General features: G+C 63.5%; 18 protein-coding genes. 6 read left to right on the top strand and 12 right to left on the bottom strand.

Annotated features, from left to right (window positions below; translation table 11 throughout):
• Positions 1-13: 13 nt before the first annotated feature.
• Entirely contained in the window at positions 14-403 is a 390-nt protein-coding gene (locus CDV46_RS16675) for a nuclear transport factor 2 family protein (RefSeq protein WP_087689489.1), read from the bottom strand.
• A 76-nt stretch (positions 404-479) separates the two neighbouring features.
• On the bottom strand, positions 480-1,940 hold the full coding sequence (locus CDV46_RS16670; RefSeq protein WP_058377357.1) for an NAD(P)/FAD-dependent oxidoreductase: 1,461 nt from the start codon (positions 1,938-1,940) through the stop codon (positions 480-482).
• 247 nt (positions 1,941-2,187) lie between these two features.
• Between CDV46_RS16670 and CDV46_RS16665 the strand changes: the two genes are divergently transcribed.
• From CDV46_RS16665 to CDV46_RS16650, 4 genes are all read left to right on the top strand, one after another.
• Positions 2,188-2,388, top strand: coding sequence for a DUF3311 domain-containing protein (locus tag CDV46_RS16665; RefSeq protein WP_087689487.1), 201 nt, complete (start codon positions 2,188-2,190; stop codon positions 2,386-2,388).
• Between the two features lie 99 nt (positions 2,389-2,487).
• Positions 2,488-3,906, top strand: coding sequence for a sodium:solute symporter family protein (locus tag CDV46_RS16660; RefSeq protein WP_058377359.1), 1,419 nt, complete (start codon positions 2,488-2,490; stop codon positions 3,904-3,906).
• Positions 3,907-3,908: 2 nt separating this feature from the next.
• The gene (locus CDV46_RS16655; RefSeq protein ID WP_087723713.1) at positions 3,909-5,576 is read left to right on the top strand and encodes an amidohydrolase; all 1,668 of its coding nucleotides are present in this window, start codon (positions 3,909-3,911) and stop codon (positions 5,574-5,576) included.
• Entirely contained in the window at positions 5,576-6,541 is a 966-nt protein-coding gene (locus CDV46_RS16650) for a CobW family GTP-binding protein (RefSeq protein WP_254916096.1), read from the top strand. The genes CDV46_RS16655 and CDV46_RS16650 overlap by 1 nt, the downstream gene beginning before the upstream one ends.
• A gap of 115 nt (positions 6,542-6,656) precedes the next feature.
• Here CDV46_RS16650 and CDV46_RS16645 read toward each other — a convergent pair whose 3' ends face one another.
• The 4 genes from CDV46_RS16645 to tauA form a co-directional block, all read right to left on the bottom strand.
• The gene (locus tag CDV46_RS16645; protein WP_058377361.1) at positions 6,657-8,060 is read right to left on the bottom strand and encodes an amino acid permease; all 1,404 of its coding nucleotides are present in this window, start codon (positions 8,058-8,060) and stop codon (positions 6,657-6,659) included.
• 264 nt (positions 8,061-8,324) lie between these two features.
• Positions 8,325-9,248 carry an ABC transporter permease subunit gene (locus CDV46_RS16640; RefSeq protein WP_087723709.1) on the bottom strand — a complete coding sequence of 308 codons (924 nt, stop codon included), beginning with the start codon at positions 9,246-9,248 and terminating at the stop codon, positions 8,325-8,327.
• A 24-nt stretch (positions 9,249-9,272) separates the two neighbouring features.
• Entirely contained in the window at positions 9,273-10,097 is an 825-nt protein-coding gene (locus tag CDV46_RS16635; RefSeq protein ID WP_087723707.1) for a taurine ABC transporter ATP-binding protein, read from the bottom strand.
• A 73-nt stretch (positions 10,098-10,170) separates the two neighbouring features.
• Positions 10,171-11,229: a taurine ABC transporter substrate-binding protein gene (gene tauA / locus CDV46_RS16630; protein ID WP_087689475.1), complete on the bottom strand. Its 1,059-nt coding sequence runs from the start codon at positions 11,227-11,229 to the stop codon at positions 10,171-10,173.
• 299 nt (positions 11,230-11,528) lie between these two features.
• Here tauA and pdxR point away from each other — a divergent pair, with 299 nt between their 5' ends.
• On the top strand, positions 11,529-13,115 hold the full coding sequence (pdxR, locus tag CDV46_RS16625; protein WP_087723705.1) for a MocR-like pyridoxine biosynthesis transcription factor PdxR: 1,587 nt from the start codon (positions 11,529-11,531) through the stop codon (positions 13,113-13,115).
• A gap of 15 nt (positions 13,116-13,130) precedes the next feature.
• Here the strand turns inward: pdxR and CDV46_RS16620 are convergent, their stop codons facing one another.
• From CDV46_RS16620 to CDV46_RS16595, 6 genes are all read right to left on the bottom strand, one after another.
• On the bottom strand, positions 13,131-14,540 hold the full coding sequence (locus CDV46_RS16620; protein ID WP_254916095.1) for a heavy metal sensor histidine kinase: 1,410 nt from the start codon (positions 14,538-14,540) through the stop codon (positions 13,131-13,133).
• Between the two features lie 11 nt (positions 14,541-14,551).
• Positions 14,552-15,226, bottom strand: a complete 675-nt coding sequence (locus CDV46_RS16615; protein ID WP_087723704.1) for a heavy metal response regulator transcription factor — start codon at positions 15,224-15,226, stop codon at positions 14,552-14,554.
• A 121-nt stretch (positions 15,227-15,347) separates the two neighbouring features.
• On the bottom strand, positions 15,348-16,139 hold the full coding sequence (locus tag CDV46_RS16610; protein ID WP_087723702.1) for an alpha/beta hydrolase: 792 nt from the start codon (positions 16,137-16,139) through the stop codon (positions 15,348-15,350).
• 167 nt (positions 16,140-16,306) lie between these two features.
• Positions 16,307-16,780, bottom strand: coding sequence for a hypothetical protein (locus tag CDV46_RS16605; RefSeq protein WP_087689465.1), 474 nt, complete (start codon positions 16,778-16,780; stop codon positions 16,307-16,309).
• 145 nt (positions 16,781-16,925) lie between these two features.
• Entirely contained in the window at positions 16,926-17,555 is a 630-nt protein-coding gene (locus CDV46_RS16600; RefSeq protein ID WP_087689463.1) for a glutathione S-transferase family protein, read from the bottom strand.
• 105 nt (positions 17,556-17,660) lie between these two features.
• The gene (locus CDV46_RS16595; RefSeq protein WP_087723700.1) at positions 17,661-18,443 is read right to left on the bottom strand and encodes a 4'-phosphopantetheinyl transferase family protein; all 783 of its coding nucleotides are present in this window, start codon (positions 18,441-18,443) and stop codon (positions 17,661-17,663) included.
• Positions 18,444-18,851: 408 nt separating this feature from the next.
• Between CDV46_RS16595 and CDV46_RS16590 the strand changes: the two genes are divergently transcribed.
• Positions 18,852-19,850 (top strand): aldo/keto reductase, encoded by a 999-nt coding sequence (locus CDV46_RS16590; protein WP_087689450.1) that lies wholly within the window; start codon positions 18,852-18,854, stop codon positions 19,848-19,850.
• The last annotated feature ends 139 nt before the right edge of the window (positions 19,851-19,989 follow it).

The following is a 19,989-nucleotide window of genomic DNA, read 5'->3' as shown; positions in this document are numbered from 1 at the left end:
TTGCCGACATCGTTCAGAACGCCGGACGATCCTTGCGGAAGGCGTTCTTCACTTCGATCTTGCCGTCGCGCAGGGTGAACACGTCGACCATGCGCGCTTCCACACGGGTGCCGTCGGCCTTGGTGCCGCGAAAGGTCGATTCGGAGACGCCGCGATTGCCGTTCACGAAGTGGTCGCCTTCGGTCCACGAGGCATCCGGGAAGTTTTCCCACGCCGATTGGAAGGCGGCGCGCACAGCCTCGCGGCCCTCGAAGGTGCGACCCATCATGTCGGGGCCCGCCACGGCGTGAAACACACACGCGTCGGTCATGCACGCCATGAGGGCGTCGATGTCGTGCCGGTTCCAGGCGTCGTTGAACGAGGCCAGCAACTGGAGGTCGGCGGAGGCGTTAGATGTCGTCATTGTTCAGTCCAAAAACAAGTGAGGCAGGTGAATCGGGTGAATCGGGTGAGGCCAATAAGGCAGAGCGCGCAGCGAATCAACGCGCTTCGTCCTGCGCGTGGTACCGCTGATAGAGAAAGCGCTGGCCGATACGGCGGAACGGTGCGAAGCCTTGCCATTGCACCGTACCGAACACGTTGGGGTATTGCAGTGCCGAGTCGTAGATCGGCAGACTCCACGACGGATCGCGCTCACCGGCAATGCGTTGGGCGAGACGGCGTCCGGCATGGGCCGAGAACGACACGCCGTTGCCGCCGTAGCCCACGGCATAGAACAGACTCTGGCGCGGGTCGGGTTGGGTGACGCGCGGCATCATGTCGTGGCTGACGTCGACCCAGCCCCACCACGAGTAGTCCACGCGAATACCGCGCAACGCCGGGAATTTGCGATGCAGCCCCTCGACGAGCACAGCCATGTGTTTCGGATTTTGCGCATCGGCGCCGGTGATCGAACTGCGGCTGCCGATCTGCAAACGGTTGTCGGGCAGCAACCGGTAGTAATAGCGAAGCGTGCGCGTATCGGTGATGACTTCGTGCGTGCGGAAGTTGGTGGCCGCGAGTTCTTCCGGCGTGAGCACGCGCGTGACGAGCGAGTTCGACAGAATCGGCATGATCTTCGCGCGCAACGCCTTGGTCACGTCGTTGCGGGTGTAGCCGCCGGTGGCGAAGGCGACTGCCTTGGCGCGCACGACACCGCGCGGCGTGCGCACATGATGCACGCCGTTGATGGTTTCGACACTGAGCACGGGCGTTGACGGATGGACACGCGCGCCGAGCGCCCGCGCCATGCGCAGATAGCCGAACGCGAGCTTGAGCGGATGCACGCCGATGCCGTCCGGCTCGTGCAGCGCGCCGCAATTCTCCTGATCGTCGACGTATTGCTCGCGCACGTCGTCACGCGAGAGGATGCGCGTGTCGTAACCGAACACGTCGCGCATGACCTTCGCTTCGTTGCGCAGGAAGTCCATCTTGCGCTCGCGGTGCGCGATGTAGAGGTGGCCGCCCGGCTGTGGATCGCACGCGGGTACTTCGGCAACCAGCGATTTGAAGGTGTCGAAGCCTTCGCGAATTTCGGCGTCGAGCTTCAGTGCGGTTTCTTTGCCCCAGCGCTCGATCCACTGCGAACGATAGAGACGTCCGCTGGCGTTCTGGCCTTGTCCGCCGTTGCGGCTGGTGCAGCCCCAGCAGGTACGGTTGGCTTCGAGCACGGTCGCGCGGATGCCGTGTTCGCGAGCGAGGAATAGCGCTGTCGCAAGGCCGGTGAAACCCGCCCCCACGATGACCACGTCGACGTCGGCATCGCCGGGCAGCGGGCCGTCGTCTTCGGGCGGATCGCCGGCGGTGGCGACCCAGTAGGTCGGTGCGTAATCCATCCCGAGTCCCGGATTTGCCGAGACTAACGGATCGTAAAGCGGATCGTATGGCGCAGCTTCGGAGCGACGATCCAGCGCGAAGGAATCAATCGTACCCACGGTAGGCTCCTGAGGAAATGAGCCCATACTGCCAAGAACAATTTCCGCGCATTAGTACCACCGGCGCTTTGTGATGGTGCCAGCGAAAAGCACCGTCGGCACAACCGCGACGCGTCGTCGGTGGTCCACCAAAATCACATGACTGGCACCACACATTCCTGCGATGTGGCTCTAAACGTCGTGATTTTTGGCTGTAGATACTGGGCCAGACAACTAGGTGGCCAGCCGTGCTGGTACACCTGCCGAACAACGTGTCGCGTGCCGGAGACAGGACATGCTCAGATTGCTCATTGGACTTGGTTTGCCGTACCTCGGCGTCGTCGGGCTCTTACCGTGGGCGGCGTCCGTCGACCGGTATGTGCTCGGCGTGCCGTTCATCTACGGCTGGATCTTCTTGTGGTTCGTGCTGACCTCGGGCTGTCTCTATCTGTGCTGGATGTTGTTCGACCGACATCAGGTCGAAGACCCCGCTTAAGCCCCGCGTTCTGCATTCGTCCGCTTACGCCCACTTTCGTCTGCGCCCTCGCGCGCTAGCCGTTCCCCCTTCGTTACGCGCCTTTCGGAGATTACCTCGATGGCCACCCTCATTTTTGCCGGCTTCATTCTGTTGTCGGTCTATCTCGCATTGCGAGCGCGCGGCGGCCGTGGGCCGCAGAGCATGCACGACTTCTTCGTCGCATCGCGCCAGTTCGGCGCATGGCTCGTGTTCTTTCTCGCGGCCGGCGAGATCTACAGCATCGGCACGATGGTCGGGTTTCCGGGCGGCATCTACGCCAAGGGGCCGACGTATGGCGTCTGGTTTCTTGGCTACATCCTGCTGGCGTATCCGATCGGCTACTTTCTCGGGCCGAAAATCTGGGACGCCGGCAAGCGCTATAACGCGATCACGCTGCCCGATCTGTTCAAGGGGCACTTCAACAGCCGTTTTCTCGAGTTGGTGGTGGCGGTGACCGCCATCGTGTTCCTGCTGCCTTGGGGCCAGTTGCAGTTCACCGGACTGGTCGCTGCACTCAAGAGCTTGGGCTGGAACTTCCAGCCGCTCTGGTTGATTTCGTTCTCGGCGCTGCTCGCGTTCATCTACATTGCGATCGCCGGGGTGCGTGCATCGGCTTACATCGCGGTGCTCAAAGACATCCTGATGGTGGCGGCCATCGTGATCACCGGCGTGGCCGTGGCGTGGGAGGCGGGCGTAACACCTGTGTTTCAAGCGGCCAGCCAGCACGTGAGCAATGCGATGAGCACGCAGCAACTGACGTTTGCGATGACGACGATCGTGTTTCAGTCGCTCGGCATGTATGTGATGCCATTTGGCGTGCAGAACTTCTTTACGGCGAAGAGCGCCAGTACGATCCGCCGCACGCAGGTCGCCATGCCGCTCTACATGCTGATGTATCCGTTTCTGGTGCTGGCGTCGTATTACGCCATCAGTCAGAACATCACGCTGAGCTCGCCTAACGAGGCGTTCTTCGCGGCCGTGACACAACTGCTGCCGTCGTGGCTCGTCGGGCTGGTGGCCGCGGGTGCCGCGCTCTCCGGGCTGCTGGTGCTGGCGGGCATCTGTCTCGCGTTGGGGCCGATCGTCACACGCAACATCCTGTCCGGCATGCCAGAGCATCGGCAGAAGGCCAGTTCCAAGGTCGTGATCGTGCTGTATCTGCTGGGCTCCATCGTGCTGACGCTGCTCACGCCCAACCTCATGCTTACGCTGATCAATATGGCGTACTACGGCGTGACGCAGTTTCTGCCCGGTGTGATCGCCGTGGTGTTCCGCCTGCGCGTGCGTGCCTCGGCGGTGGCGGCCGGCGTGCTGGCAGGACAAGGGCTCGCGCTCGTGCTTTACTTCAAGAACCCGGACCTCGGCGGCGTGAACCTCGGACTGATCTGCCTGATCGTCAACGTGGTGGTGATGGCCGTGTTGCACCTGATGCTCGGCGGCAGCCGTGAGCGCTCGATGGGCCCCGCCGTGGGCACGCTTTCCACCTACAAGAAGTAGAAATGACAGACAGAGACAACAAGGCGGTATCAAGGAGCGACGTGCGTGTTTTTGCCGCGCGCAAGATTCTGACGATGAACCCGGCGCAACCGGTCGCGACGCACGTGGCCGTGTGCGACGGCAAGATTCTCGCGGTCGGTGGTCTGGACGACATGCGCCGCTGGACCGACGCCGCCCCCGACGACACGTTGCGCGACAAGGTGCTGATGCCCGGTCTGGTCGAGGGGCATTGCCACCTGATGGAAGGCGCAATGTGGGACGCCGTGTATGTGGGCTATTACGACCGGCGCGGCCCCGACGGCTACTTGTGGGAAGGCCTGAAGACGCCCGCCGCCGTCATCGACCGGTTGCGCGAAGCCGAGCGCAAGCTGACCGACAGTCACAAGCCGTTGCTCGCATGGGGCTACGATCCGATCTTCTTCGAAGACACGCCGCTCGTGGCGCGCGACCTCGATACGATCTCGATTACACGCCCCATCGCGATTCTGCACGCCAGCGTGCATCTGATGAATGTGAACACGGCGATGCTGGAACTTGCAGGCATCGATGGCGACACCGATGTCGAAGGTGTCGTGATGGGCACCGATGGCGAACCGACGGGCGAGTTGCAGGAGTTCGCCGCAATGTTCCCCGTGTACCGCGTGATCGGCGAAGGGTTGTCGATTGCTGCCAGCGAGAGCCCGCGCGCGATCTGGAATTTCGGACGCGTGGCACAGCTTGCCGGGGTGACCACGGCGACCGATCTCGTCAACGACCTGACCGAGACCGGTAACGCCAACCTGCATGAGATCACGGCCGATCCCGCTTATCCGATTCGCATCGTGCCCGCGTTCGCGCCGCAACGCTGTCCGGAAGGCGGGCCGCAACGCGTTCTGAATGCGCGCGAAGGCAACACCGACAAGCTGCATTACGGTCCGGTGAAGTTCATCGTCGACGGCTCGATTCAGGGCTTTACGGCGCGCGTGCGTTGGCCGGGGTACTTCAACGGCAAGCCGAACGGCCTCTGGCTGATTCCGCCGTCGCAACTGGTCGACACGTTCATGCCGTTCCATGCGGCAGGTCTGCAACTGCATATCCACACGAACGGCGACGAAGCGACCGACGTGGTGCTCGACGCCATCGAAACGCTGCTGGCGCGCCACCCGCGTGTGGATCATCGTCACACGCTGCAACATTGCCAGATGGCCGATGTTGCGCAACTCACGCGTGCGCAACGGCTGGGCATGTGCGTGAACTTCTTCGCCAATCACGTGTATTACTGGGGCGACGCGCACTACCAGCAGACGATGGGGCCAGATCGTGCGAACCGCATGGATGCCGCCGAGATCGCGCGCCAACTCGGGCTGCCGTTTGCGCTGCATTCGGACGCGCCGATCACGCAGCTAAACCCACTGTTCACCGCGTGGTGTGCGGCCAAGCGCGATACGTCGTCGGGCCGCATTCTCGGCGAATCACTGCGCTTGCCCGTGGCCGACGCGTTGCGCGCCGTCACGTTGGGCGCCGCCTTCTCGCTCGGCATGGATCATCTGATCGGCAGTATCGAAGTCGGCAAGTACGCGGACTTCGCGGTGCTCGACGCCGATCCGTACGAGGTGCCGCTCGACGACCTGCGGCAAATGCCGGTCTGGGGCACGGTGCTGGGCGGCGAGGTGTTCCGCTCGCCAGCGTGATGGATACCGTTATGACGCCGGGGAGCGGAACACCTCGCCCGCCGATTCCGATGGTCGTGCTGGGCGGTTATCTCGGCGCCGGTAAGACGACGCTGATCAATGCCCTGCTGCGCAACGCGGACGGCTTGCGCGTGACTGTGCTCGTCAACGACTTCGGTTCGATCAACGTCGATGCCGCGCTCATTCGCGAGCGTGGCGACGATGTGATCGGACTGGAGAACGGTTGCGTGTGCTGCACCATCGGCGGCCGACTGGTGGAAACGCTGTTGGCGCTTGGCGAGCGCGCCGAACGCCCTGACTTGCTGGTGATCGAAGCGAGTGGCGTCTCCGACCCGGTGCGCATTGCGCAGGTCGGCATGCTCGACCGGGCATTCCGACTGCACGGCATTGTGGTCGCCGTGGATGTCGACGGCATCGACGACGTGCTCGACGATCGTTACGTCGGCGATATTGCACGGCGGCAGATTGAAGCGGCAAGCACTTTGGTACTCACCAAGGCCGATCTCGTTGGCGAAGACAAGCTGCGCGCCGTGCGCAACCGGCTGTCCTCGCTGGGCGCGACTCAGGTGGTCGTGACGGCAGAAGACGGTGTCGTGCCGACGGCGATCCTGTTTCCCGATGACGAAATCGCGTTGTCGGGTGACTTCCCGGCGCGGCCGCTGCGTGCGGCATCGCGCGCATTGCCAGCCGGGCTGCGCAGTTTCAACGTGGAAACCTCCGCAGTGTTCGAACGCACCCGCCTGAAGGCTGCGCTGGCGATGTATCCGGGCCAGTTATGGCGCGCCAAGGGCTTCGTCTCGCTGCAACCGGGCCAGATGAGCGAACTGCATGTTGTGGGGCGTCGCTCGATGCTTACCCGCCGCCCGGATCTTCCCTCGCAAACGTCGGTGATCGTGCTCATCGGCATCTTCTCCGACGACGAACAGCGTCTGCTCTCTCAAGCACTGCATTCGGCCTGCCACTGACGCTGGCAACCCCTCTCGGCGTTCGCACTTCATGCGCCGGATCTTCCCTTTCAAAACGACACCGGCCGCAGAAGTCTGCGGCCGGTGTCGTGTTCGATCACGTTATCGCGATGGATCAGATTTCGTAACCGGGGTCCGGCGAGCGCAGCTTGCGCCAGATCGAACGCACCGTGAACGCCACTAGCAGCACCGTCAGGCTGACAATGCCGAGCGCGAGCGGCGTGCGTTGATCGGGGATGAACGCCATCGCGCCCACGATCGACAGCATGCCGATGATCGCCACCCAAGTGAGGTACGGGAAGCACCACATGCGCACCTTGAGCTTGCCCGGGGCTTCCCGTTCAAGACGCTTGCGCAGACGCAACTGCGAGAACGCGATCAGCACGTAGACGAAGATGGCCACCGTGCCGTAGGAGTTCACGAGGAACGCGAACACGGTATCCGGCGACACATACGACATCACCACGGCAGCGTAGCCGAACAGCGTGCCCACGAGAATCGCGCGAACCGGCACGCCCCGTGAATTCAGCTTGGCCAGCGAGCGCGGCGCGTCGCCGCGACGCGTCAGCGCAAACAGCATGCGCGACGACGCGTACAGGCCCGAGTTCAACGCCGAGAGCACGGCGGTGAGTACTACGGCGTTCATGATGTGGGCCGCTGCCGGAATGCGCATCGCTTCGAGCGCGCTGACATACGGCGTGGCCATGCCCGCTGAGTTCCAAGGCACGAGCATCACGACGAGCAGGATCGAGCCGATGTAGAAGAACAGCACGCGCCCGATCACAGAGTTCGTCGCACGGGCGACAGCCTGTTGCGGCTCGGCCGCTTCTGCCGCAGCGATCGTGACGATCTCGGCGCCGAAGTAGAAGCCTGTCGCCGCGACCGCCCCGGCCATGACCGGACCGATGCCATTCGGCATGAAGCCGCCGTGCGAGAGCAGATTGCCGGTGCTGGCGACCGCGCCCGGCCACATGCCGAACACGAACAAGCCGCCGAGGAACAGAAACACGACGATGGCGGCCACCTTGATCGAGGCGAACCAGAATTCGAACTCGCCGTACGAAGCCACTGACACGAGGTTGGTCAGCGTGAGCACGACGAGCAGCACGAGGCTGATGGCCCACGCGGGAATATCCGGCAGCCAGAACTGAATCAGATTGGCGCCCGCCACCGCTTCGACGGCCACCACGATCACCCAGAAGTACCAGTACATCCAGCCGGTCAGAAACCCGGCCAGCTCGCCGCCCACAGGTTTGTCGTCCCACGCGAGGCGGGCGTACTCGTAGAACGAACCGACGGCGGGCAACGCGCACGCCATCTCGCCCAGCATGCGCATCACCAGCACGACCAGCGCGCCGGTGATCAGAAACGACAGCACCGCTGCCGGACCGGCCGCATGCACGACCACACCGCTGCCGACGAACAGACCCGCACCGATCACGCCACCGAGCGCAATCATGCTCATGTGGCGCTGCTTCAGGCTTGAATGCAGCTTGGCACCATTGTCATGACCGGCCATGGCGACCTCCCATGCAGGGTACGAGGACGCCACTGTTGTCCGCGATGAAGGCAAACACGTTGTCGGGGGAATACAGGGAATGCAGGGAAGACGGGGAGAGCTCGGGGGAATGGAAATTACGGGGGGACGCGGCGAAATGCCGCTCGCGGGCAAGGTGCCCGCGTTGCAATGTCTCGACTGCCACACAACCTCCTGAATACACGTTGGGCGTCAGGTGCGGCCGGGGGAGCCGCCCTGCGCCTTATTTAATGACCGCTGAACCGCTTACACCTTGCCTTTCCAGGGCACGAGCACACGCTCGAGATAACGCATGATCAGATCGAAGCCGAAGGCGAAGAAACCGATCACGATGATCCCCATGATCACGATGTCCGACGCGAGAAACTCTGCGGCGTTGAGCACCATGAAGCCGAGGCCGCTGGATGCCGCCACCATTTCGGCAGCCACCAGCGTGGTCCAGCCCACGCCGATGCCGATGCGCATGCCGGTAAAGATCTCCGGCAACGCAGACTTCACGATCACGTGCATGACGATCTGGCGCGGCGAGGCGCCCATCGAATACGCCGCGTGAATCTGTTCCATCGAGACCGATCGCACGCCCGCACGCGCAGCAATCGCGAGCGGGGCAAAGATCGCCAGATAGATGAGGAACACTTTGGAAAACTCGCCGATGCCGAACCAGATGATCACGAGCGGCAAATAGGCCAGCGGCGGCAGCGGCCGATAGAACTCGATGGGCGGATCGAACACGCCACGCCCGATGCGCGACACGCCCATCAGGATGCCCACCGGAATCGCCGTGATACACGCCAGCGCGAACGCGCCGAACACGCGATACAGGCTCGCGAGCGTGTGCTGCCAGAGCGTAGAGCCGGCGAAACCTTCGGTGGACACCTGAATGAATTTCTCGACGATGGCACGCGGACCCGGCAGAAACAGCGGCTTGATCATGCCCGACGAGGTAATGGCAACCCACACCAGCAACAGCGCCACGACGGTGACGACGCTGATCAGCAGGCTGGGTCCTTGCCCCGGCGCGCCGAACGATTCGCCAGCTTTGACGGGGCGCGGCGCAAACAGCCGGGCGATGGGGCCGCGCTGGCGCCGTGCGCGCGGGCTTGGCGTGACGGCTGCGGTGGGTGAGACCGGCGCGTGTGCCGGGCTGGTAGCAACGGGTTTGGTCATCATGATGGCAACGGCTCCGGCGCTGGGTCAGGCAGCGACCGCACTGGCACTGGACGCTGAGGTCTGGCCGGCACGTTCGTCGCCATAAATGATGCTGAGGACGGTCTCGCGCATCTCGATGAAATCCGGGCTCGACTTGATCGCGCGCGCATTGCGGCATTCGAGATAGCGCTGGTTGAAGTCGAGTTCGTAGGTGTGCGTGATGCGCCCGGGGCGGGGCGACATGACGATCAGGCGGCTGGCGAGGAACAGCGCTTCTTCCACGCTGTGCGTGATGAAGAAAATCATCTTGCCGGTCTCGCGCCACACATCGAGCAGCAGTTCCTGAATGGTCTCGCGCGTGAGGGCATCGAGCGCAGCCATCGGCTCGTCCATGAGCAGCATCGACGGATTGCACGTGAGTGCGCGCGCAATGCCCACGCGCTGCTGCATGCCGCCGGAGAGCTGGTAAATCATGTGGTTGTGGAAGTCCTGCAAGCCCACGAGCGCCAGATTGCGCGCTGCCCGGGCGCGTCGCTCCTGTTTGGGCACGCCTTGCAGCTTCAGGCCGAACTCGGTGTTCTCCATGACGTTGAGCCACGGCAGCAGCGCATGTTTCTGGAACACCACGCCCCGGTCGGCACCCGGGCCTTCGATGGGGGCGTCGCCGAGCAGCAGTTCGCCGGACGTCGGCGCAATAAAGCCTGCCATCAGGCTGAGCAGCGTGGTCTTGCCGCAGCCCGACGCGCCGAGGGCCACCACGAAGTCGCGCGGCGCGATGGTCAGATTGACGTGGGCGAGCGCCTGCACTTGCTCGCCAGCGCGCCGGCCGGGGTAGACGACGCTGACGTCGTTGACGATGAGTTGTTCCATGAAGCCCTTCTCCTGTCGATCCATCGATCGGGGAGGGGCTGCCGCGCGCTGGGCGCGGCGGCCCCGGCACGGCTTACTTCAGGTTGAGCGCGGCGTCGACGTAACGCGACGTGACGTACGTCGTGTAATCAGGCTTGACCTCGTTGATCTTCTGCTGGCTCTTGAGGAATTCGGCCGTGTCTTTGAGCGCCTTGGCGGCGCGGCTGCTCTTGCCGCCGCCCAGCCATTCGGCCGACGCCTGTTGCTGCGCCGACGGGTAGGCATAGAGCGAGAGCGCACCCGGCACGTCTTCCGGCTTGCCGCCAATCGTCTTCACGATGGCTTTGACCTGCGGCGACGTGGCCGTCCAAGCCGCCTGATTCTGGCGGTAGGACGCGTCTGCGGCGGCAATCACCTTCACGAACTTCGCCATGAAGTCGGCGTTGGCTTCGCCCCACTTGCGGTCGACGGCAATGCCGTCAAAGGTCGGCTTGCCTTGCTTCGACAACTCGCCCGAGGTGATGAGCACATGGCCGGTCTGCTTGATCTGCGCGAGCGCCGGATCCCACACATAGGCGGCATCGATGTCGCCACGCTCCCACGCCGCCACGATCTGGTTCGGCTGCATGTTGAGCACTTGGACTTCCGTCGGCTTGATGCCCCATTGCTGCAAGGCAAACATCGTGTGGTAGTGCGTGGTCGAGACGAACGGCACGCCGATCTTCTTGCCCTTGAGGTCGGCCGGCGTCTTGATGTTCGACGCATTGCGCACGACCATCGCCTCGGCCTGATTGATGTCGTCGAGGATCCAGAACAGTTGCAGGTCCAGCCCCTGCGAGACGGCCGCCGCCATCGGGCTGGAGCCGAGCACGCCGATCTTGATGTCACCTGACGCCAGAGCGGTCGCGACCTTCGCGCCCGATTCGAACTGTCGCCAGTGAATCTTGTAACCCGTGGCCTTCTCGAACTCGCCGCTGGCCATCGCCACCAGCCACGGATCGACGATCTGCTGGTAAGCGATCGTGACCTCCTTTTCCTGCGCTTGCGCAGTGGCCGGTGCCGCCAGCCCGAGTGCCAATACCCCAGGCAGCGCTGCTGCCGCCAACGCCGTGGCGGCGAAGACGCGTCGCAGCCGGTTCGGAAGTCCATTCATGGTTCACCTCTAATCGATAGGTTGTCGGTGGAACACTTTCGGGTTGACGCAGTAAGGGTTACGAATCCGCGTCAGGTGAGTGCATCATTGCCGCGCGTATTTTTGTTCGTTAGAGCCAGTTGGCCGCATTTGATGATGCCAACTGGCTCCGTTTGGTCGAAATCGGCCGCTAACCCGCATGAATGCTTGAATCTGACGCAATGGAGCCAAACTGCGGATAAACCCGAATTCGGAATTAACGTCACCGTCCCATGAGTAATAATTGACGCTCTGGAAGTATCAATAAGAAAGGGGACGCGATGTCGAGCCGGATTTCTGCGGCAATGTGGAACCAGTTGTTTCTGGTGTCGGCGCGCGCCGGCATGAGTTTGCAAAGTCAGATCCGCCAGATGCTGGTGTCGGCGATTCTTGACGAGCGGCTCATGCGGGGCGCTGCGGTGCCGTCGTCGCGCGAGTTGGCCGAGGGGCTGGGTGTGGCGCGCAACACCGTGGTGCTGGCGTATCAGCAGTTGGTCGACGAGGGCTATCTGATCGCGCGGGAGCGGCGCGGCTACTTCGTCAATGGCGACATCCTCGCGCCACGCGTCGGCACGCAAAGTGCCGAGTCACGCGAGGCGGCGAATGCAGGCGCGCGCGGTGTAGCCGCCAATGCAGGGGACACACCTGCGGGCGCTGCCGCTGGCACCATCGCGCCGCTCGACCCGCTGACACCCGACTGGGAGGGGCGGTATGTGGTTCGCCCATCGGGGCAGCGCAACATCGTCAAGCCCATCGACTGGCAGCAGTACCAGTACCCGTTTATTTACGGGCAGTTCGATCCCACGATGTTCCCGACGGCGGACTGGCGCGAGTGCTGCCAGAAGGCGCTCACCATCATGGAGATCCGCGACTGGGCGCCCGACATGATCGCGCGCGACGACGAAACGCTGATTCAGCAGATTCGCACGCGTGTGTTGCCGCGCCGCGGCGTGTGGGCCGATGCCGACGAGATCGTGCTGACCAATGGCGCGCAGCAGGCGCTGTACCTGCTGGCCGACCTGCTGGTCGGCGCGCGCACGACGGTCGGCATCGAAGACCCCGGTTATCCCGATGCGCGCAATATCTTCGCGATACGCACGCCGAAGCTGATCGGCTTGCCGGTCGACGAGTTCGGGGTGCCGGTCGATGACAACCTGTCGCAGTGCGACTACGTCTATGTCACGCCCTCGCATCAGTGTCCGACCACGACGACGATGCCGCTCGCCCATCGTGAGGCACTGCTGCGGCGTGCGGAAACCGAAGACTTCGTGCTGATCGAAGACGACTACGAGAGCGAGAACAGCTATTCGGATATTCCGATTCCGGCGCTGAAGAGTCTGGATCGCAGCGACCGCGTGATCTACATCGGCAGCTTGTCGAAGTCGTTCGCGCCGGGACTGCGGCTGGGCTATATCGTGGCACCGGCGGCGCTCGTGGCCGAGTTGCGCGCGCTGCGGCGCCTGATGATTCGCCACCCGTCGGCGTTCATTCAGCGCTCGTTTTCGATGTTCCTCGCGCTGGGGCATCACGACGCGTTGCTGCGGCGTCTGGCCGATACTTACGCCAAGCGGGCCGAGGTGCTGACCGCCGCCTTGAGCGCGCACATGCCGGAGGCCACGTTCGTGCGCGTGAAGGGCGGCGCGTCCTGCTGGGTGCGTGGTCCCGAGGGATTGAATGCGAATCTGCTCGCGCTGCGTGCCAAGGCGCGCGGCATTCTGATCGAGCCGGGCGACGTGTTCTTCATGGGCGATGCGCCGCCGCGCAATATGTTCCGGCTCGGCTTCTCGTCGATCCGTTCGGAACACATCGAAGCGGGCGTGATCGCGCTCGCACAGGTGATGCGAGAAACGATGGCCGAGTCGGTGTGATGCAGGAGGCCGCGTTTATGCGTCAGGAAAGGTCAGCGTAAATCGTGTCACACCCGCTTCGCTGTGCACGGCCCACGTGCCGCCGTGAAGCTGCATGATGCTGCGCACGATCGACAACCCGAGACCATTCGAGCCGGACGGTTGGTGGCGCGCAGCGTCGGTGCGGTAGAACCGGTCGAACAGCCGCTCGCGGTGTGCGGCGTCGATGGTCGGGCCGAAGCTCTCGACGTGCAATGCCGTTGCGCCATCGTGCGGATCGGCGCCGATACGGACGACGGTATCTGCATCGGCATATCGAATGGCATTGACGATCAGGTTGGCGAGCGCGCGGCGCAGCAATTGGGCGTCGGCGAGCACATGCGCGTCGCCTTGCCATTCCAGACGGATGCCACGTTCGTCTGCCAGACCTTCGAAGTATTCGACCAGACGCGGCAGTTCTTCCGAGAGTGCGACGGACTGCCGGTCGATGGCATGGTCGGCGTGTTCGGCGCGTGCCAGAAACAGCATGTTGTCGATCATCTTCGACAAGCGCTGCAACTCTTCAAAATTCGAGCCGAGCAGTTGCTGGTAATAGGCGGGCTCGCGCGTCTGGCGCAGCCCCACTTCGGTCTGACCGAGCAGGTTGGCAATCGGCGTGCGCAGGTCGTGCGCCATGTCGGCAGAGACCTGTTTCAACTGCGTGAAACCACGCTCCAGCCGGTCGAGCATGGCGTTGAAAGCATCCACCAGCGGATCGAGTTCGGGCGGCGCATTGTGCCGCTCGATGCGCGTGGACAGGGTGCCCACGCCAATGGCAGCGGTTTGCGCAGCAAGGCGTCGCAACGGCCGCAGACCATAGCGGGCGAGCGCAAACGCGAGCATCGCGGCGAGCACGGCGCCAGCGAGTGCGAAGAGCACGATCTGGCGGCGATAGTCGTGCAGCATTTCTGTGCGCTCTGTCATCAACCGGCCGGAGACGATCTGCAAGTCGCGCTGCCCCGTGACACCGTGCGCAGCCGCAGCGACGTAGATGAACGGCGTGCCATCGGGCATCGTCGTGTGGCGTACGGCCGCCAGTGTGAGCGGCGCGTCGGCCGCGACCGGTTGCATCGCGGGCACGGGCGAGTGCCCCGGATTGACGTTGATGAGCGGCGCTTCCCCCGGATAGCCGACCACCAGTAATGACTCGGTGTTGCCGAGCATATTGGCGAACAGGTGCGGCTTGTCACGAATGAGATCGTGTGCGTCCACATCCTGCATCAGCGTGCGCAGTTGATCCACGCGGGTGACGAGGGCGCCGTCGTCGCGCACGCTCAACTGCGCTTCGAGCTTCCAGTTGAGCATGAAGCCGACACCCGCCGTCGCGATGAAGGCAAGCAGCGCGAATGACAACGCGAGCCGGGTGGAGAGGGTGAGGCGCTTGGCGTTTTGCATCAGGGCTGGCATCGAAGGTTGCCTCACGCCTCGCTTTCGCAGCGATAGCCCACACCGTGAACCGTATGAATGAGCCGGGTCGAAAACGGATCGTCGATCTTCTGGCGAAGGCGGCGTACGGCCACGTCGACCACATTGGTATCGCTGTCGAAATTCATGTCCCATACGCGCGACGCGATCAGGGTGCGAGACAGTACTTCGCCCTGATGTTCGGCAAAGAACCGCATCAATGCGAATTCCTTGGGCGTGAGGGTGATGCGTGTGCCGCCGCGCTCGACCCGGCGGCGCGAGACGTCGATGCGCAGATCGCCGACGACAAGTGCGTCGTCACCCGCCTGCGGTTGCCCGCGCCGCAGGATGATGCGGATGCGGGCGAGTAATTCGGCGAACGAGAAGGGCTTGACGAGGTAATCGTCGGCACCGAGATCCAGCCCCTTGAGACGGTCTTCGAGCGTGCCGCGCGCACTCAGGAACAGCACCGGCGTGCGCGAGCGCTCGCCGAGTTTTCGCATGACCGTCCAGCCGTCCATCGCGGGCATCATCACGTCGAGCAGGATCAGGTCGTAAGCGGTCTCGGTGGCGAGATGCAAGCCGTCGATGCCGTCGGTCGCGACATCCACGACGTAGCCCGCTTCGGTCAGTCCGTTACGCAGGTAGTCACCCGTCTTGGCTTCGTCTTCGATGACAAGAATTCGCATGATGTTGCGGCGTAAGTAGTGGCGTGGAGGCGCGCGGTGATGTCAGCGCGCCGCTGGCCACAGCATAGCCGTTTTGGCGATGTATGGCCTGCGGCGCTCAGGTGTGCAGAAGTGTGAAAGCTCACTCGCCGGCGTGTTCTGCGGCCTGTTCGATGAGCGCGGCGACTTCCTTCGGGTGCGACTCGTAGACCGAATGGCTGGCACCGTCGATTTCTACCGTGTGCGCATGCGCGCGGGCGGCATACATGCGTTCCAGATCCGGATTGATGATGCGGTCGGCCTTGGCGACCATGTACCAGCTCGGCTTGGTCTTCCATGCCGGGTCGGGAATGTTCGCGGTGAAAACGGACGCCGACGTCGGCATCTGCGCATGGGCTTCGAATTCGGCCTGCGCGCGCGGCAGGTCGGCGGCAAAGTCCGCCGGATAGTCGGCCGGGTTCAGGTACAGGTAGTTGTCGGCCGTCTTGACGACTGCTTTGGTGGCATTCGGATACTTCTTGCCGTTGCTGGCTTCAGTCTCGCCGGTATCGAGGGCGTGCGCGGCGATGTAGACCAGCGCCTTGACGTGGGCGTCGTTGCCCGCTTCGGTGATGATCGCGCCGCCGTAGCTGTGGCCCACGAGCACGGCCGGGCCGTCGAGGGTGTCGAGTACGCGCTTGGTGGCAGTCACGTCTTCTGCAAACGAGGTGAGCGGCTCTTGCACCAGCGTGACGTGGTAACCGTCTTTGACGAGGATGTCGTAGACGGGACGCCAGCCTGCGCCGCCGACGAACGCGCCATGCACCAGCACGATGTTCTTGATGGGGGTTGCGGTGGGGGCTGCGGGGGCGGCGAAAGCGGGGACGGCAGCGCCTGTGAGCAAGGCGAGGGCAGCGGCAGACTGCGCAACGAGAGAACGGACGGCGTACGGCATGGGGTTGGCTCCTGAAGAGTGGCATGGGCTCGATCGGATGTCCGATCACGCGATGCCAGTCTAGGGAGCCGCCTCCCACACCGGGCTTGCACAGGGATTACAAAGAAATGACAGCCGTGTGGGCCGCCAACAGCGCGCTCTGCCGGGAGCGGGCGAAAAACGAAGCGTCAGGCGTGGGTATTCACGCCGAACGTCTCGCCCTGATGTTTGAGCAGGAGGTCGAGTGCGACCTGCAAGCGCTTGGCATTCCCGGGTTCGTTGCGCGACAGGGCGGCGGCAATCCCTTGACGGGCCCGGTTGGTGAAGTCGATCTGCTCGGTATCGCTGCCGGCCGGGACTTCGATACCCGTGTCGACGGAAATCTTCATCGTCATGGCCATCAGCGGCGAGCTGTCGTCGAGCGACATCTGCCCGCTTTGAATCTGAGTGTTGACCCAGTCGCGCATCTGTTGCCGGGTCATGCTCGTGAAGTCAGTCGGCTTGGCCTCGGCGGCTTTCTGCGAAGGCGTGCTGCTGATGTGTGTCGGCGATTGCGTCGTGGCAGCGAGTGCCGCGGCAAAGGAGGCGTCGGTGCGCTTGGCGGCCGCGGGAGATTGCGTGCCGTTGGCGCCCAGATAACTCAGGCCACTGTCGATTCTCATGGTCGTTCCTTTCAGCAATCCTAATGATCCGGTGCAGAACTGCGATGGTTCTGTCTGCTGAAACGAAATCTACAACAAGTGGCGCGTCTGTGCCAGTTTCCCGGCCCCTCAAAGTTCATAGCCTTCCGGCCCCTTTCATTGCCTTTCAGGGCGTGCCGTTTCGTCCGTACAGGCGAAATCCTTCCCGTTGTGAGAGCCGGTCGTAGTAGGCCGTCACGGCGTCGAGCGGCGGATGCTCGATGGGTGTGCTGAACCAGCGGTGCACCGACAAGCCGATGGGGACGTCTGCGAGCGTGAACGTCTCGCCACAGACGAAGGCTTGAGTGGCTTGTAGTTGCTGGTCGAGTACGGACATGAGGTCGCACCAGCGCTGCACGTTGGCGTCCAGCGTGGCCGGGTTGTCGTAGCCCGGCGCGCGGCGCACCAGCGACATGAACGGATAGCGCCATGCGGGATTCAGATCGGCCGCCTGCCAGTCGATCCACTGATCGACGCGGGCGCGCTGACGCGGTGCCGCCGGGTACAGCGCGCTGCTGCCGCGCGTGGCCGCCAGATAGCGCAGGATGCTGTTCGACTCCCACATCACGAAGCCGCTGTCGTCGATCACCGGCACCATCCGGTTCGGGTTCAGGGCGATGAATCCCGGGTCGGCGAGCGACAGCGCGCCCGTGGCATCGCCCCAAGGTTCGTTGACGAATGGCGCGTCGAGTTCGTGGCAGAGCCAGTGCACCTTGCGCACGTTGATGGACCCCGGTCGGCCGAGTACGCGAATCATGAGAACCACCTTGGATGGGTGACAGGTGAATCGATTCTAGCGGGGTTCCGTTGTTGTGCGACAGGTACAGTTGCCACGCCCTGTGACGGGAACAGTCGACCCGCGCTACGCCTCGATTGCCTCGATCTGCTCGATGGTGACCGCACCGGTACAGGTCACCGTGCCGCTGATGCGCATGGCAGGGTCCAGCCAGTCGGTCATTGACCAGATGCCGTGCGCGACCCGGCGCTGCCACGCGCGCAGCGGGGCTTCGCTCATCGGCAGTCCGGAAAGGTCGACGCTGCTAAGACCGGAGAGCGTCGTGACGCCTACTTTCACCAGACTTTCTTTGCGTGTCCACAACCGCAGCCACGCCAAGACACGGGGTGACGGCGCATGGTGCGTGAGCGCCACGCTCGCGAAGGCGGCGAGGCGGTCGCGTTCACTGCCGGTGATCCCCATGTCTTCCGGCAGATCGCCAAGATCCAGATCGACCGACAACGCCTGATCCCAGTGTTCGACATCGATGCCGACCGGCTCGATGGCACACGCGGCGGCGACGGCACCTCGCGTATGACTCAGGCTGACATGCAGTCCGGGATGCGCGGGCAGGTGTGGACGCCCGTGTGCACCGCCGCATTGCTCGCAGCGCTGCACCAGCGCATAGGTGCGCGCAAGATCGGCCGCCGCACTGGTGACACCGGTCACACGGGCGGCAGCGACGCGCGCAAGAATGTGCGCCGCAACATAATCCTGCCGATCGGCCGGTCGGGAAAAGGCGCGTGCGCGACATTGCTCGTCGGCGGTCAGATGCGTCAGCCAGCCCGAGAAGCGGGCCATGATGCTGCGCGTTTCGCCATACAGGGCGAGCCCCGTGCTCGCCTGACTTGCCGTATTGATTTCGGTCATTGTAATGAGTCACCCGTGCATGACGGGCATGGACGAAATAACGGACTCCAAGCAATTCGGATGCCATGTGGCCGTGCAGACACGGAAAGGACTCTGGAATCACCACCTGAAACGGGGGTAGGCGCCGTGTACTGTCTCACCGGCATGGACACCTGTCGCGTGGTGCGACAGATGTCGCACGCGTATGTGTGATTGCTACAGGACTTCCAACGCGCGTTCGAAAACGATGCATCGACGGCAAAACCAGCCGCCATGCGGTATTCGCGCTACGCGTGGTGTGACGAGACGCGCAGTGGTTCGAAACTTGCATTGTGAGCGTGTGCACTGGCGCGTTTGTGTCGGGGCAATCAGGGCAAGAGATCAGATCAATCGAAACCACACTGCACGACATCGCACAGGAGCAATACGATGCTGCCAAAACGACGGCTGGGGACGCAGGGATTGGAGGTGCCCGCCTTGGGCCTCGGGTGCATGGGCATGAGTTATGCCTATGGCCCCGCTGACGACGCCGAATCGGTTCGTGTCATAGAACGGGCGCTGGAGCTTGGCTGCAATTTCTTCGACACGGCCGAAGTCTATGGGCCTTTTGTCAACGAACAGTTGCTCGGGCGCGTGCTCAAAGGCCAGCGTGAAAAGGCCATCATCGCGACAAAGTTCGGATTCCGTTTCGATAACGGTGCCGTGACCGGCGCGGACAGCCGTCCCGAGCACATCCGCACCGTTGTCGATGGCTGTCTCGCGCGTTTGGGCACTGACTATATCGACTTGCTCTATCAACACCGCGTCGATCCGAACGTGCCGATCGAAGACGTAGCGGGCGCCGTTGGCGACCTCGTCAGTGCGGGGAAAGTGCGCTACTTCGGCTTGTCTGAAGCGAGCGAGCGCACGATTCGCCGCGCCCACGCGGTGCATCCGGTCAGCGCGCTGCAAAGCGAGTATTCGTTATTTCATCGCGATCTCGAAGCCGAAATTCTGCCTTGCCTGCGAGAGCTGGGCATCGGGCTCGTGCCGTTTGGCCCGTTAGGGCGAGGCTTTCTGACCGGCACGGCACGCCGCGCGGAAGATTTCCCCGAAGGCGATTCGCGCCGCACCTCCGATCCGCGTCTGCAAGGGGAGAATTTCGCGGCCAACATGCGATTGGCGCAAACGCTGGCGGCCTACGCCGTGCAGGCCGGCGTGACGCCCGCGCAGCTCGCGCTGGCATGGGTGCTCTCGCGCGGCAACGATATCGTGCCGATTCCCGGTACGCGCAGCATCGCCCGGCTGGAAGAAAACCTGGGGGCGGCGACGGCGCGCATCGATGCGGGAATCCTGCGCGCACTCGATGCGCAGATGCCGGCGGGCGCAACGACGGGGCCGCGCTACAAGGACTCCGCCATGATGGCGTTGCTGGCAGACCGGGCCTGACGCGGCGAACTCGCATTCACGCGTTCACACGATCACACGTTCGGGTGGAAGGAACGGGAGCAGGCGGGCCGTCACCCGTCTGCTGCATTGCGGGAAATGTCTGGAGCTTTACGTCCAAACATCGGACGTGCCGCTTGCC

The sequence above is a fragment of the Pandoraea sp. PE-S2T-3 genome (assembly GCF_002179965.1).
Lineage (GTDB): Bacteria > Pseudomonadota > Gammaproteobacteria > Burkholderiales > Burkholderiaceae > Pandoraea.
The sequence above is the reverse complement of the archived record's forward strand: the minus strand, read 5'-3'. Positions and strand labels throughout refer to the sequence as shown.

Bases quoted from the DNA above. Each gene is read 5' to 3' on its own strand.
- CDV46_RS16675 (WP_087689489.1), bottom strand. From the start codon at position 403: ATGACGACATCTAACGCCTCCGCCGACCTCCAGTTGCTGGCCTCGTTC.
- CDV46_RS16670 (WP_058377357.1), bottom strand. From the start codon at position 1,940: ATGGGCTCATTTCCTCAGGAGCCTACCGTGGGTACGATTGATTCCTTC.
- CDV46_RS16665 (WP_087689487.1), top strand. From the start codon at position 2,188: ATGCTCAGATTGCTCATTGGACTTGGTTTGCCGTACCTCGGCGTCGTC.
- CDV46_RS16660 (WP_058377359.1), top strand. From the start codon at position 2,488: ATGGCCACCCTCATTTTTGCCGGCTTCATTCTGTTGTCGGTCTATCTC.
- CDV46_RS16655 (WP_087723713.1), top strand. From the start codon at position 3,909: ATGACAGACAGAGACAACAAGGCGGTATCAAGGAGCGACGTGCGTGTT.
- CDV46_RS16650 (WP_254916096.1), top strand. From the start codon at position 5,576: ATGGATACCGTTATGACGCCGGGGAGCGGAACACCTCGCCCGCCGATT.
- CDV46_RS16645 (WP_058377361.1), bottom strand. From the start codon at position 8,060: ATGGCCGGTCATGACAATGGTGCCAAGCTGCATTCAAGCCTGAAGCAG.
- CDV46_RS16640 (WP_087723709.1), bottom strand. From the start codon at position 9,248: ATGATGACCAAACCCGTTGCTACCAGCCCGGCACACGCGCCGGTCTCA.
- CDV46_RS16635 (WP_087723707.1), bottom strand. From the start codon at position 10,097: ATGGAACAACTCATCGTCAACGACGTCAGCGTCGTCTACCCCGGCCGG.
- tauA (WP_087689475.1), bottom strand. From the start codon at position 11,229: ATGAATGGACTTCCGAACCGGCTGCGACGCGTCTTCGCCGCCACGGCG.
- pdxR (WP_087723705.1), top strand. From the start codon at position 11,529: ATGTCGAGCCGGATTTCTGCGGCAATGTGGAACCAGTTGTTTCTGGTG.
- CDV46_RS16620 (WP_254916095.1), bottom strand. From the start codon at position 14,540: ATGCCAGCCCTGATGCAAAACGCCAAGCGCCTCACCCTCTCCACCCGG.
- CDV46_RS16615 (WP_087723704.1), bottom strand. From the start codon at position 15,226: ATGCGAATTCTTGTCATCGAAGACGAAGCCAAGACGGGTGACTACCTG.
- CDV46_RS16610 (WP_087723702.1), bottom strand. From the start codon at position 16,139: ATGCCGTACGCCGTCCGTTCTCTCGTTGCGCAGTCTGCCGCTGCCCTC.
- CDV46_RS16605 (WP_087689465.1), bottom strand. From the start codon at position 16,780: ATGAGAATCGACAGTGGCCTGAGTTATCTGGGCGCCAACGGCACGCAA.
- CDV46_RS16600 (WP_087689463.1), bottom strand. From the start codon at position 17,555: ATGATTCGCGTACTCGGCCGACCGGGGTCCATCAACGTGCGCAAGGTG.
- CDV46_RS16595 (WP_087723700.1), bottom strand. From the start codon at position 18,443: ATGACCGAAATCAATACGGCAAGTCAGGCGAGCACGGGGCTCGCCCTG.
- CDV46_RS16590 (WP_087689450.1), top strand. From the start codon at position 18,852: ATGCTGCCAAAACGACGGCTGGGGACGCAGGGATTGGAGGTGCCCGCC.